Here is a 13,271-nt window from a genome sequence, read left to right on the forward strand (position 1 = left end):
CCCTGGCCGACGGCCACGCGGGGCGATCCGGGTCCGCTCCGACCGTCCTTTGTGATCACCTCGCGGAACCCGGGCTGAGCGATGTCCGGCGCGGACATTCAGCGGACATTCAAGGGATGCAGGGGACGCCTGCCTCGCGCCAGAACGTACACACAGGCACGAGCGTGGGATCGCCTACGCAACGCGCGTCGCCGCTCCTCTTCCTTCTTACGGCGGCACACAGCGTCCCGTCGCACGCACAGGCCGCGGTATCTCCGACGCGGCCCCGGGCGAAGCAGTTCTCCGCCGGCATTCAGGGCTGATGTTGAGCGAGATGGCGTTGCAGGTCGATGTGCCGGAACTGGTACACCGCTCCGACCTGTCGCAGGACGCCGCGGTGTTCGTGTGCGTCCTGCAGGAACCCCATCAGATCGGTGGCGAGCCTGTGGCGCACCACGAGATGGGCCCGGGTCAGCACGAAGTATGCCCATGCCGTCTCCGAGAGCGCGGTGGCAAGACCGAAGAGCCCGAACACAAGCCCCGCCACGGTCCCGACCGCGAGCCCCGCCTCCAGCCCGCCCCTGACCCCGTTCAGGACCCCGAACACAAGGCCGAACACCAAGCCGAACACGAGGCCGGCCCCCGCCCCGATCCCGAGCCCGACCGCCATGAAAGTACGGCGGTCCGAGGACAGGAGTACCGCCGGCCCGGTGTTGGAGGCCAGATCGGGTTCATCGGTCTCCAGCCCGGTCACCAGCCCGGACAGGAGCACGGCGGCGAGCCAGATCATGAGTCCCGCCCCGATCCCGGCCACCATTCCGACCAGGTCCCACACCGCGATCCCGAACAGGAGCCCGACCGCGGTACCGCACACGAGTCCGAACACGAACCCGATCACGGATTCCCTGGGTGACCAGCGCAGCCGGGCCCCCGGACTGACGGAATCCACCTGGATGGCAGTCGTGACCCCGAACAGCAGCCCGATCCCGGTCCCGGCCACAAGCCCCGTCCGGGTCCCGAACAGGCGGCCGAGGACGAGCCCGACGGGGAGCCCGACCACGATCCCGATCGCGAGCCCGTAGGTGACCCGGCGGATGAACAGCGGGATTGTTCGGGAAAGTTCCCACCACGCCAGGTCCGGGCTGCCGCCGCGGTGGTTCTGCAGGAACCGGGCGAGGAAGACCAGGGTGCGGTGGGCCTGTGCGGCCGTCCACACGGGTGGGCTGGGGCTGTCGGGGGCGTAGACGGCCGGAATGAAGCCGCTGAAGAGGTGGGTGTCCACGGCGGCACGGGTGGGGAACGCCGCGGTGTCGCACAGGTCGCCGGGGTGAGGCGCCTCGGGTCCGGCCGTGTGGGGACGCACGTTGTAGATGGTGCGTGCCAGGAACAGCCCCAGCGGGGTGCTCAGGGCCTGCCCGACGGGGGTGGTGGTGCCCAGGAGAGCGGCGACCGCCTCCCACCGGCCGGCGGCGGGGGAATGCGGACCGCCGGCATCCCGGCGCAGGTAGGCGGCCGCGAGGTCAGGGGCGAGCGGGAGCAGCTGGATGGCGGTGGCGCCATTGAGACGCACCGTGATACCGGGGCGGGTGAGGGCGGCCCGGTAGGGGACGGCGCGGCTGGCCAGGACCAGGGGATGTTTGGCGGGCAGGGCCCGGTTGAGGGCGTCCAGCACCCTGGTGTGCAGGGCCGGGGGCAGCTCGTCGAAGCCGTCGAGCAGGGGCAGGACACGGCCGGCGTCCAGCAGGGCCTGCGCCAGGTCACCGGGGCTGTTCGCGGCCCCGGCGACCGGGGCCGGAGCGGGCGCCCGCAAGCCGGGGTGGTTGCGCCGCAACTGCTCCGCCAGCCATGCCTTCAACGACTGGCGGGGGTTGAACGAGGCGAGGGAGAACAGCACCGGCACCGGAGCGCCGTCGGTGCGACGTTCCATGAGGTCCTGCAGCAGCCGGATCAGCAACACGCTCTTGCCCGCACCCGGCTCTCCCAGGATCACCAGGCGCCGGGTGGGCACCCGGTCGGCGAACACCTCCCCGATCTGCGCGTCCCGGCCGGCCAGTCCGGCCGCGGTGCGGGGCCATCGTGCCGGATCGCCGGGAGGCCCGCCCGGCCAGGCTCGGGCCAGCTGCGTCAACTGCGCCCACGGCTCGGCCAGATCCTCGTCGGCAGCCCGCCAGGCGACGGGCAGCGGGTAGGGGTCGTTGACCCGGCGAACGGCCGCTTCGTCGTCCCACTGCGCCCTGACGGCCACGGCCAGCTGCTCGGTGGCCGTGATCAGATCGACGGTGCCCGCGTCCACCCGGTCTGCACGAAATGCCGCCCAGGCCATGTAGGCCGGAGCCAGACCCATCACCACGGCGACCGCGGTAGCCGCCGTTCCCAGACGGAAGGACCAGGCCAACGCCATGGCCCCGGCCGCTCCCAGCACCACCAGCAACAGATACCGCACGCCTACACGCCCGGGTTCTCTGCCACGCCCCCCACGTCTCATGACGGGTCATCCTGCCGCATACGGCCCGATCGGGACACGGTCCGAACGCAGGGCGCCCGCGGCCACGTCGTGACGGAGCCCGTCACGCGTGACGGAGTGGCGCGCGGACGGGAACACCTGCCCGCAGCCAACCCGTCTGTTCTACGCCACCGAGAACCAGACCCTATGGGCGGTGGCGTCGACAACGGGCCGTCGACTGTAGGTGTCAGCTGCGCGCGGCCACGTACAGGCTCTGGGTGCTGCGGCCGAGCGGGCCCTTCTCGTCGTGCAGGGCGGACTCGGCGAGACCGATGCCCGCGCCGTCCACCATCGTCCGGGCGTCCAGGCAGACCCACTCCCCCTCGGGATGGCGGTGCAGGCTGACGCTGAGGTCGGCGTTGATGAAGACGTAACGGTGGAAGTCCAGCTCAGCGCTGACGCCGTTGCCCGAGTCGGCAGCCGTCAGCACCCGGCTCAGCGGCGTGATCTCCTCACCGGCGACCAAAGGAACCCCCATCCGCATCCACGCCGTGGCCGGTCCGGTCTCCAGGAACGAACCGGCGGCGAAGCAAAGTTCCATGGCGGTGTGGTAGCCCTGGTCCCATGGGACCGGGAAGAACGCTTTCGCGGGTGCAACCCCTGGCCCGGGCACCTGCCGGCCCGGCGACACCTGCGGTACCGAGTCCGGTGCCGTCTTCATCAGCAAAGCAGTCACCCGCATCACTTCCTGACCGCCGTCAGGTGTCAGGGAGGCCTCCACCAGCTCGACGGAGCGCCCGGCGCGCAGCACGCGTGTGGTCACGGTCAGCGGCCGTATCGGGACCGGGCGCATGATCTCGTACGTGAGCCGGGCGACCCGCATGTCCGGCCGTCCGCCCGGCCGTTGCTCGACGGCCAGTCCGAGCAGTGCGGCCGGTGGGCCCGCGTGCTGGGAGTCGGCGTCCCAGGGCCCGCGGGTGTTGGCGGTGGGGAGGAACCGGCCCTCGGCCTCCCGCTCGTAGAAGGCCTCGGCTTGCGACGTGGTCATGACGGTCCCTAAGAATGTGAGGCGGTCCAGGAGGACCGGGTGTGGCTGATGACGGTCTGCCGTTGATGGCTCGGAAGGAATGGCCGCCCGGTCCTCCGGGACACTCCGACCACTGACTGAGAACTGCGGTCATCGCTGGTTAGGGACCTGTCGGCGGAGTGTTTCTCGGACCACGAAGTGCTGGTCACGAGGGATACGGAGCGACGGGCTTGAGCACGTCTCACGCGCGGATATGGGTCGGCATCGATGCCGGCAAAGGACATCACCGGGCGGTCGCGGTCGACACCGACGGCGAGACGCTGTTCTCGACGAAGGTGATCAACGACGAAGCCCAAATCCTCACCCTCATCGAGACCGCCCGCGAACGCGCCGCCCAGGTGCGGTGGGCGGTGGACATCTCCGGACGTGCGTCCACCCTGCTGCTGGCCCTGCTGATCGCCCACGGCCAGCACGTCGTCTACGTGCCCGGCCGCACGGTCAACCGCATGTCCGGCGCCTACAAGGGCGAGGGCAAGACCGACGCCAAGGACGCTCGCGTCATCGCCGACCAAGCCCGCATGCGCCCCGGGGACTTCACCCCACTGGACACGCCGCCCGAGCTGGTCACCAGCCTCCAGGTGCTCACCAACTACCGGGCGGACCTCATCGCCGACAGAGTCCGGCTGATCAACCGGCTGCGTGACCTGCTGGTGGGCATCTGCCCCGCCTTGGAACGGGCCTTCGACTACTCCGCGGCCAAGGGCCCGGTCGTCATGCTGACCGAGTACCAGAGCCCGGCCGCCCTGCGGCGGATCGGCGTCAAACGACTGACGACCTGGCTGGAACGCCGCAAGGTCCGTAATGCCGATGCCGTGGCTGCCAAGGCGGTGCAGGCCGCCCAGTCGCAGATGACCGTGCTGCCCGGCGAGAAGCGGGCCGCCAAGCTGGTCTGCGACCTCGCTCACCAGCTCCTGGCCCTGGATGAGCGGATCAAGGACAACGACCGGGAGATCCGTGAGAGCTTCCGCACCGACGAGCGTGCCGAGATCATCGAGTCCCTGCCCGGCATGGGCCCCATCCTCGGCGCCGAATTCGCCGCCATCGTCGGCGACCTGTCCCGCTACCGCGACGCCGGCCGCCTCGCCGCCCACGCCGGCCTGGCCCCGGTCGCCCGCGACTCCGGCCGCCGCAGCGGCAACTACCACCGGCCCAAGCGCTACAACCGGCGCCTGCGACACGTCTTCTACATGGCCGCCCAGACCGCCATGATGCGTCCGGGACCGTCCCGGGACTACTACCTCAAGAAGCGCACCGAAGGGCTCATTCATACCCAGGCCCTGCTCGCGCTCGCACGCCGCCGGGTCGACGTGCTGTGGGCGATGTTGCGCGACAAGAGGTTGTTCACCTCCGTCCCGCCGGTCACGCAGGCGGCTTGACAAGATCATTGAGATTCCTTCCCTGCGGCACGGACTGTTCACCGACTCATATTACTAAGCGCTTGCTCACTCCGGAACAGAAGGTGCGACCTCGTCGGCTTACTCAGGCTGAGTTGAGTCTTCGTACTCATGCCCGGCCGGCCCCTGCCCGGCGAATATCGGTGCAGCGGCGCAGCCGAGAGCGCCGGCCTGATCCAGCTGAGACACCTACGGAGAAATTCCCATGTCCCGACGTATCGCTCTGTCCGTGGCCGCCGGTGTGGTCGTCCTCGGAGGGGCCGGAGCCTTCGCTCTCGCCTACGCCGGGGAGCAGCCTCCCTCTCTTGCGCACAGCACTGCCCGCTACACCGCCCCCGAGGGCGACCGCGACGGCTCGTTGACCTTCACCACCGACGTCACGTCGTCCTCCGGTATCAAGAACGTGAAGGTACTGGCCTGGCCGCAGAACGCGTCCTTCGCCAAGAAAGAGCTGACCGTCGAGGACATGGCCGCCGTGGAGTCGGCCATCTGCACGCCTTCCGGGGAGGACGCAGCGCGCTGCACCTACACCGTCAAGGTCACCGGCTCCGACGCCGAGTCGTCCCCGCGCGGTGTCTGGCACGTCGCCGTCCTGGCCACCGCGAAGGACGGCACCACGAACCTGGACACCAAGGCGGCCGGCTTCACCATCGGGTAGCCCGACGGCATCTGCCCTCCCATCCCCGACAACTTCCCCGACACTTCCCCGACAAGTGGAAGCAGGTTGCCGTGTCGGACGGCGAGCAGTGGCGGATGACAGTGGACGGTGAGGAGTTCGAGGTCAGCCACCCGCACGACAGCCCGGGCACCTACCACTTCACTCACCCCCGCCATCACTGATCTTCACGGGGGATTGGGCATTGAGGGCGCTCGATCGAGCGGCACACTCGTCGGACACCGGACGGAGAGGTGGCTGACTGTTGTCGCGTCGGCCCGCGCGTGTGGGCCGGCCCAGGACGACTCCGGCCAGGACCAGGACCAGTCCGCCCAGTTGCTGGATGGTCAGCACCTCTCCGGCGACCGCCGTGCCGAGCAGCACCCCCGTCACAGGGTTGAGCAGTCCGATCAGTCCGACTGTCCCTGCGGGCAGGTGCCGAAGCCCGGTGAACCATGCGGCGAAGGCCAGCGCGGTGGCGACCAGGGCGACGTAGCCGAACGCGAGGAGCGTCGGCCCGGAGAGCGTGGGCGGAGGGCCCTCGACGACTGCAGCAACCGGGAGCAGGAACAGACCTCCTGCGGTGAGTTGCCAGGCGGTCGAGGCGAGCACGTCGGCACCGGAGTTCCACCGTTTGGCGAGGACGTGGCCGAAGGACGCCACCAGCATGGCGGCGGCCGAGGCGAGGACCCCCGGCACACTCGCCCTCTCCACCCCCGTCAGCAGCATCAGACACACCCCGGCGAGCCCGATTGCGGCGCCGGCCAGATGCGCGGCCCGGAGCCGCTCCGACACCAGAGGCCACGCGATGAGCATCATCGTCAGCGGGGACACCGCCATGACGGTCGAGGCAATGCTCGTCGGAAGCAGCTGGGAGGCGACGTAGACGAGGACGAAGAACACGCTCATGTTGAGCACCCCGAGCACCGCGGAGCGCCACCACCACGGACCGTGCGGCCGCTGCCTGCACAGGGCCAGCAGCACGAGACCGGCGGGCAGCGCCCGGAGGGCGGCCCCGTACAGCGGGCGGTCCGCGGGGAGGAACTCGTGTGTAACGAAGTAGTTGGTCCCCCAGGCCACCGGCGCCACTGCGGTCAGAGCCACCCAACGCATATTACCTTCCATGGAAGCTACTATAACTTCCCGGGAAGCTATCATGGAGTCCATGGAAGACCGGCAACCGCTGGACCGCGTAGCCCGCATCCAGGCCGACTGGCGCCGCGAGCGGCCCGACGTCGACGTCAGCCCGCAGGGAGTGATCGGCCGACTGCACCGCCTGGCCGACCGGCTCACCGAGGAACTCTGTCTCGTCTACGGCCACTACGGCCTCGGCGAGGGAGAGTTCGATGTCCTGTGCGCACTGCGCCGCGCCGGTGAGCCCTACGAACGGGCACCCGGCGAGCTCGCCGCGCACACCATGGTCACGACCGGCGCAATGACCAAGAGAATCGACCGCCTTGAGCGAGCCGGCCTGGTCACCCGTCGCCGCTCCGACGACGACCAGCGAGGCCGCATCGTCGCCCTCACCAGGCCTGGGCGCGAACTGATCGACCAGGCATTCACCGATCACATGCGCAACGAACGACACCTGCTGGATCTGCTGACGCCCGACGAGGCCCAGTCGCTCGAAACGCTGCTCAGCACCTGGCTCTCCCGGATGGAACATGCGCAGGCGCCTGGCGGCGACTGATCCGCCACTCTTCCGGGGCGACCATCGCCTTGGAGGCTCCCGCCGACCGGCCGGGCTGACCCGGCAGAAGCCTTGCCCGCGCCTGGGCAGGACGTTCATCCTCTGCCCGGCCGGAGGCAACTCTCTGTCCTATCGGAATGGTGCATCCGTAGGATCACGTCATGACTGCCAATGCCCCGCTCACCCGAGACTCGTTCCGCCGCCTCCAGCCGATCAACGTGCCCAGACTGGTGACTCAGTTGCCCGATCGTGTCTGGACTGACGAGGACTGGGACCGGATCCGGCGCGGATATCGGGCCCGGGACATGGATGAGAAGTGGAACGTCTTCGTCGAAGCCGATGTCGTTTTCATGCACCGGAGTTGGACCGGTCACGGCATCTACGAGGCGTCCTTCGCCCCCGTGGCCGGTGGTGGGAGCAGGATCGCCTCTGCTGTGGTGGAGGCCGATGGGCAGCGCTATCGGAGCATGGGCGACGAGTACGACCGTCTGATGATGGAGCTGGTCATCAGCGCGATCGTCCTTGGTGAGCCAGCCGCCGACCTCCGGGCCGGACTCGTGGAGCTGACTGCTCGGGCTTCGGGAAAGAGCGATCTTCCCTCGGGTGTGGTGGAGCACAGTGCTCTGGGATTGCGCTCTGGATCGTGAGCTCTGGAGCCAGGCGAGTGTTGTCACAGTCTCGGGCTGTTTGACTGGATCACGCGTTGCATGCGCAGCGGCTCGCCGTGTGCCGCGGCCAGTCGTTGTGGTGCGCTCACCCGGCGGAGGGCTTCGACAAGGCATGAATCACTGTTCATCGCTGGTCTCCCAGGACTTGGTGCCGTGCCGGTTGCCGGTGGTCTTCGGATCGCGTCGATCTTCGTCTGGCCTCAGTCGAGGATGTGGCGCAGATAGGACTGCGGGTCGGCGAGATAGCGGCGCCAGTGGTCGACCAGGGCGAGTTCGTTCCATGCCACCCGGCGCATGCCGTGCTCGCCGACCTCGATGATGTCTGCACCCGGCAGCGCCGTCAGCAGTGGGGAGTGGGTGGCGCAGATGATCTGGCCCCCGATCTTGGTCAACTGATCGATATGGCCGAGCAGTTCCAGACAGGAGGCGAAGGAAAGCGCCGCCTCCGGCTCGTCCATCACATACAGCCCCGGCTGGAGGAATTTTCCTCGGAACGCAGCGAGGAAGCCCTCCCCATGGCTGACAGAATCCGGCGCGAACCCTTCCCGGTCCAACGCGTCCAGGGCTGTCTCGGAGCGCAGGAAGAACCCCTTGCGGGCGGACCAGTTGCCCAGCATGCGCCGCCCTCGCGGCGCTGCGTCGAAGCGCATCCTCTCGCCCAGCACCGACTTGGGGCGGTGACTGGCATAGCGCCAGTCGTGCGAGCCGCCCCAGGAGTCCAGACCGAAACCCTCCGCGAGGGCTTCGACCAAGGTCGATTTTCCCGAGCCGTTCTCACCCACGAGAAAGGTCACCGGCGCGGTGAAGCGCAGTCCGTCTGCCAAGAGCCCACGCACGCACGGCACGGACCAGGGCCACTCCTCGTCCGTCCACGAGGTGACATGCGCGTACGCGCGTTCGATAATCACGCGGCGAGTCTTGCACAGGGCAATCGCCGGGGCGACAAAGGTGACGGCCAGGTGTCGGCCATGCACCGGTTGGGCGGACGGACCACCTTTCCGGTCAGCAGGGCTCTTCCGGGACGTACCCGTCCGACTGCGCTTGCTGCTCGGTCAAGGACAGCGCCTGCGCCAGCTCGGCCACCTTCGCGGCGTCCATGTCCCGCGGAACCTGCACAGCGACTTCACCCCGCATCAGCGTCAGTGGCGGGGCCTGCGGTGGCTGCGTACCGAACCACCGCCGCACGCTGTCCAGGAAGGCGGGCAGGGCCAAGGCCGTAGAAAGGACGACGGCCAGGATCGACAGGGGGTCGCCCAGGTACTCGTCCGGTGTCGAAGTCCCGCCGGCTGGGCGTTGGTCCAGGCGCAGGGTGCCGCGCAGGCGCTGGTCCGCCAGGAGCCAGCTCTGGAGACCGGCGCCGATCGAGGCGTCGGCCGGATCGACGTGGAACTCGAACTCTGCCATGGAATTCTCCGTCTCACACGGCGTCCGACTGTGGGCCGAGATGCCAGCGGTTGGGAATGAGCGGAATCCGGTGGCCGTTGTTGCGCACTTGGCGCTGAGGCTCGGGCCAGTCTCGGGCCGCGCAGACCCGCCGGACCCCCTCGAACAGTGCCTCCGCATCCAGCAGGGGCGGCCCGCCCGGCAGACCTCGCTCCAGAACATCCAGGAGGGCTTCGGTGAAAGCAGTGTGCGGCTTTCCCGCCGGCGACAGTGAGAGCTCGGTCGCGCTGGAAGAGGCCATCAGGAACGTGCCCTCGATCGGAGGGAGGGCTGGTTCCGCAGGCGACAGCGCATCCAGGCCCCGGCCGCTGTAGCAGCAGTCGATGATCACGAGTCGCTGGGTGGCCGGAGAGGCGGCAATGGCCTCTCGGATGTGGTCGAACGGCAGGAACGTATGGAATGCGAAGGCCCGTGAGTCAGAGACGGACAGCAGGAGTTGGCCCGTGCGTGGATGGGGAACACCATGACCGGCGTAGTACACGAGGAGCATCCCGCTCCGGAAGGCCGTCGCCCGGCCTGCCCGCTGGATCGCGTCGATGACCGTACGCGGATCATGCGGATTGTCGACGACGATGCAGTGGTCCTGGGCGATCCCGAAGGAGGCCGTCAGGAGCCTGCTCAGATCCTCCAGGTTGCCTCTGATGGCCGGCCGGTCACTGAGCTCCTGGTAGGTGTGAACCCCTACCAGGACGCATGCGCCGGTGCTCCAGTCGGCGGGGTCACGGCCTTGCGACGGGGCCAACCGGAATCGGCCTTGTCTGCCGGCAGCAGTGGAAGCGGTGGCAGAAGTGGAAGCGGTGGTGGCGGTGGCAGCTGCGGCACCCCCGCTACCGGGGAACGGCGGACGGCTCTGCGGGGCGGTCGGGGCGCTGAGAGCCTTGAGCAACTCGCGCCGGGCGCTCTCGTGGTCGAGTCCGTACAGGGACGGTGCCAGGAGCGGCTTGAGCAGAATCGGCGGTTCGGCTTCGTCGATTCGCACGGGGATGAGCCGGTCGCCAGCCGCGAGGACCGCCGCCCAGTGATCCTCGGTGGAACAGCGGGGATCAAAGTAGGCCGCCGAGAACAACGCCACCACTTGGCCGTTCTCCAGGGCACGGTTCAGTTTGATCTTCTGATTGTCTCCGGCCTGCCAGGTCCAGCGGTCCAACTGCACCTGGAATCCGGCCTCTTGTAATTGCCAGGCCACCCACTCGGCCCAGGCGCCGTCCGGTTCGGCATAGCTGATGAACAGAAAAGGAGGGTCCGCCTCCCCCTGCGTCCCGCGTCCCAACCTGTGCCCCCATGAGGATTGTGCCCGTGGCAGTCGCGTGAATTCCGGCCTCATGAAGTCGGCGACCGGTCCACGGATTGCGCCGGGCCACTAGCCTGCTGGGAGCAGCATGCCCGCGTTTTGAGCAACTGACTCACCGGACTCACCTGACAGCTTGCCCGGAGGCGGCGACACGTGGTTTCTCACACGGAGCAGCAACGCACGGCGGCGGAGTACAAGTTCGGCGACTCAACGACCGCCGCGGCAAGGCTCATGACGGTCGCTCAGGTCTTCGCGCCCAGCAGCCGTGCCTTCCTGCAGCGCTACGCCGTCCCCGCGGCGTCACTGGCAGTAGACCTTGGCTGCGGCCCCGGGCACTCCACCCGTCTGCTGCACGACGTCGTTCAGCCGAAGCGGACCCTTGGCCTGGACCGGTCCGCGAGCTTCCTCGCGGCTGCCTCGGTCGGCGCACCGCCCGGCGTGTCCTTCCGCCCGCACGACGTCACCGTCACCCCGCTGCCGGGCGAGCGGCCCGACATCCTCTATGCCCGCCTGCTTCTCACCCACCTCAAGGACCCCGTCCGCATGGTTCGTGAGTGGACCGCCGAACTGGCCCCGGGCGGCCGTCTCCTTCTCGACGAAGTCGAATCCGTCGAGACCAGCGACGAAGTCGGCAAGAACTACCAGAAAGTCGTCGAGTCGATGCTGCTGGCCAATGGCCAGCGCCTCGACGTCGGCCGCCTGCTGACCACCGCTGCGGACGCTGCCGGACCCACGGATGTGCGGCAACAGCTGGTGACCGTGCAACCGAGCTCTCAGCAGGTGGGTTTGATGTTCTCGCTCAACTTGCGGGTCTGGCGCCCGGACCCGTTCCTCGTCTCCAGTTTCGATCCACGGTGGCTCGACCGTCTGCAGGCGGAACTGGACCGCGCCGCGGCAGGCTTGCGCAGCCTGGTCGTGACGTGGACCATGAGGCAATTGGTACTGACACGTTGATCCCTGGGCAGGGCGTGCGTTGAGGGGGGCTGCTCATGGATTTCGGCATGGGCAGAGCCGACTTCTACCTCAGCTACCACCCTGCCGACCTGTCCTGGGCACAGTGGCTCGGTTGGGTCCTTGAGCACAACGGCTATACGGTCTTCGTCCAGGACTGGGTCCTCAAGCCCGGCGAGAACATCGTCGCCCGTAAGGCACAAGCCCTGGACCGGTGCGAGTTCACCCTGGCCGTGGTCACCCGCGCCTATCTCGCTGCGCCCGCCTGCCGGGACGACTGGACGTCGGCTTTTCTGCAGGATCCTGACGGCCGCGACCGGCTCATCTGCGTGCAGACCGAGGCATGCGACATCCCACGGCAGATGCGGGTGCGCGGGGTGATCGAACTGCTGGATCGCGCAGAGGACGACGCCCTGGCGGTCCTTCTCGACCGTCTCGATCCCGGCCGCCGACGCCCAAGTCCCGGCTCCCGACCGGGCTTTCCCCGCACGGGCGCTGCCGAGGCGGGGCCCCGGTTCCCTGCCGTGCCGCCGCGCATCTTCAACGTGCCGCCTCGCAACGATCACTTCACCGGTCGGCTCGACCATCTGCGCGGACTCCACGAGCACCTGGGGGCCGCGGTGACCGTATTACAGGCGGCTCTGCATGGGCTGGGCGGGGTCGGCAAGAGCCAGGTTGCCATCGAGTACGCGCACCGGTACGCAACCTCGTACGACATCATCTGGTGGGTGGCCGCGGAGAAGCCCGCCGTGATGCAGGCCGGCCTCTCCTCACTCGCCGCCGCCCTGGACATCCCCTTCACCGGCGACCAGCGCCGTCAGACGGAGGCTCTCTACGCCGAACTGCGCCGACGCGGCAGCTGGTTGATCATCTACGACAATGCCGAGGCCCCCGAAGACCTGTATCCCCTGCCCGAGGGCGGACGGGTCCTCATCACCTCGCGGAACCCGAACTGGGCCAATCTCGCGACCGTGATGTCCATGGACGTGCTGACGGACGACGAGGCCAGCGGATTTCTTGACAAGCGCCTGACCACCGGCGGCACCCGGGACTACGGCAGCACTGCGGATGTCAGGGAACTGACGGAGCGGCTGGGGTTCCTGCCGCTGGCCCTGGAACAGGCAGCGGCCTTCATCCAGGCGGCCGGCATCAGCGTCCAGGACTACCTGGGATTGCTGTCCACCAGTCCCAGGGACGCACTCTCCGCGAGTCCACCGGTCGGCTACGCACAGACGGTCGTCGATACCTGGATGCTGTCCCTGGACAAGATCGAGAAAGACTGCCCGGACGCCTACTGGCTCCTCGTCTTCTGCGCGTTCCTCGCTCCTGACCAGGTGCCGCGCAGGCTCCTCGGCCGGCCGGAGAGCCACCTGCCGCGCCGGCTGAGCGGCGTGGTGACCAATCCGTCGCGCTACTTCGCCGCTGTGACGGCACTGCGGCGCTTTTCCATGGTCAACGCCTCGTCCGAGGAGCTGTCGTTGCACCGGCTGGTGCAGTGGGTGGTCCGACAGCGGGCGCACCGCTCCGGCCGGCAGCCGTCCGAACTAGGGCCTGTGTGATGTCGTGATCAATCTTGCCGATCCGGGTCCGTCTGGAAGGCGGATCCGGTAGGAAGAAGACCGTGACGCGCAGGCAACTCACCGACGAACAGTGGAAGTTGATCGAGCCGT

At 68.5% G+C, this 13,271-nt stretch carries 12 protein-coding genes; 6 read left to right on the top strand and 6 right to left on the bottom strand.

Translation table 11 applies throughout. The annotated features are described in order from the left end of the window. Positions 1-292 precede the first annotated feature (292 nt). Both F7R91_RS39280 and F7R91_RS39285 read right to left on the bottom strand, forming a co-directional pair. A complete protein-coding gene (locus tag F7R91_RS39280) occupies positions 293-2,422 on the bottom strand; it encodes an NACHT domain-containing protein (protein WP_191971852.1) in 2,130 nt (709 codons plus the stop codon). A gap of 247 nt (positions 2,423-2,669) precedes the next feature. Then, positions 2,670-3,470: a thioesterase family protein gene (locus F7R91_RS39285; RefSeq protein ID WP_150958340.1), complete on the bottom strand. Its 801-nt coding sequence runs from the start codon at positions 3,468-3,470 to the stop codon at positions 2,670-2,672. A gap of 209 nt (positions 3,471-3,679) precedes the next feature. Here F7R91_RS39285 and F7R91_RS39290 point away from each other — a divergent pair, with 209 nt between their 5' ends. Next, entirely contained in the window at positions 3,680-4,885 is a 1,206-nt protein-coding gene (locus tag F7R91_RS39290; RefSeq protein WP_150958342.1) for an IS110 family RNA-guided transposase, read from the top strand. Between the two features lie 223 nt (positions 4,886-5,108). Then, entirely contained in the window at positions 5,109-5,561 is a 453-nt protein-coding gene (locus F7R91_RS39295; RefSeq protein ID WP_150958344.1) for a DUF5707 domain-containing protein, read from the top strand. A 159-nt stretch (positions 5,562-5,720) separates the two neighbouring features. Here the strand turns inward: F7R91_RS39295 and F7R91_RS39300 are convergent, their stop codons facing one another. Continuing rightward, positions 5,721-6,671, bottom strand: coding sequence for an EamA family transporter (locus tag F7R91_RS39300; RefSeq protein WP_150958361.1), 951 nt, complete (start codon positions 6,669-6,671; stop codon positions 5,721-5,723). Between the two features lie 52 nt (positions 6,672-6,723). On the opposite strand from F7R91_RS39300, the gene F7R91_RS39305 reads away from it, so the two are divergent. Both F7R91_RS39305 and F7R91_RS39310 read left to right on the top strand, forming a co-directional pair. Then, complete coding sequence (locus F7R91_RS39305; protein WP_150958346.1) at positions 6,724-7,248, top strand: MarR family winged helix-turn-helix transcriptional regulator; 525 nt, start codon at positions 6,724-6,726, stop codon at positions 7,246-7,248. A 161-nt stretch (positions 7,249-7,409) separates the two neighbouring features. Then, positions 7,410-7,895 (top strand): hypothetical protein, encoded by a 486-nt coding sequence (locus F7R91_RS39310; protein WP_191971853.1) that lies wholly within the window; start codon positions 7,410-7,412, stop codon positions 7,893-7,895. A gap of 221 nt (positions 7,896-8,116) precedes the next feature. On the opposite strand, the gene F7R91_RS39315 is transcribed toward F7R91_RS39310, so the two are convergent. The 3 genes from F7R91_RS39315 to F7R91_RS39325 all read right to left on the bottom strand — a co-directional run bounded on the left by F7R91_RS39315 (position 8,117) and on the right by F7R91_RS39325 (position 10,629). Next, a complete protein-coding gene (locus F7R91_RS39315) occupies positions 8,117-8,824 on the bottom strand; it encodes an AAA family ATPase (protein ID WP_150958347.1) in 708 nt (235 codons plus the stop codon). Positions 8,825-8,918: 94 nt separating this feature from the next. Beyond that, positions 8,919-9,320: an effector-associated constant component EACC1 gene (locus tag F7R91_RS39320; RefSeq protein ID WP_150958349.1), complete on the bottom strand. Its 402-nt coding sequence runs from the start codon at positions 9,318-9,320 to the stop codon at positions 8,919-8,921. A 13-nt stretch (positions 9,321-9,333) separates the two neighbouring features. Next, positions 9,334-10,629: a caspase, EACC1-associated type gene (locus F7R91_RS39325; RefSeq protein ID WP_191971854.1), complete on the bottom strand. Its 1,296-nt coding sequence runs from the start codon at positions 10,627-10,629 to the stop codon at positions 9,334-9,336. A 174-nt stretch (positions 10,630-10,803) separates the two neighbouring features. Here F7R91_RS39325 and F7R91_RS39330 point away from each other — a divergent pair, with 174 nt between their 5' ends. Together F7R91_RS39330 and fxsT are read left to right on the top strand one after the other, a co-directional pair. Continuing rightward, positions 10,804-11,604, top strand: a complete 801-nt coding sequence (locus tag F7R91_RS39330) for a class I SAM-dependent methyltransferase (RefSeq protein WP_150958353.1) — start codon at positions 10,804-10,806, stop codon at positions 11,602-11,604. A 47-nt stretch (positions 11,605-11,651) separates the two neighbouring features. Further along, entirely contained in the window at positions 11,652-13,160 is a 1,509-nt protein-coding gene (fxsT, locus tag F7R91_RS39335; RefSeq protein ID WP_191971855.1) for an FxSxx-COOH system tetratricopeptide repeat protein, read from the top strand. Positions 13,161-13,271 lie beyond the last annotated feature (111 nt).

Origin of the sequence: Streptomyces luteolifulvus, from assembly GCF_008806595.1 — a bacterium.
Taxonomy (GTDB): Bacteria; Actinomycetota; Actinomycetes; order Streptomycetales; family Streptomycetaceae; genus Streptomyces; species Streptomyces luteolifulvus.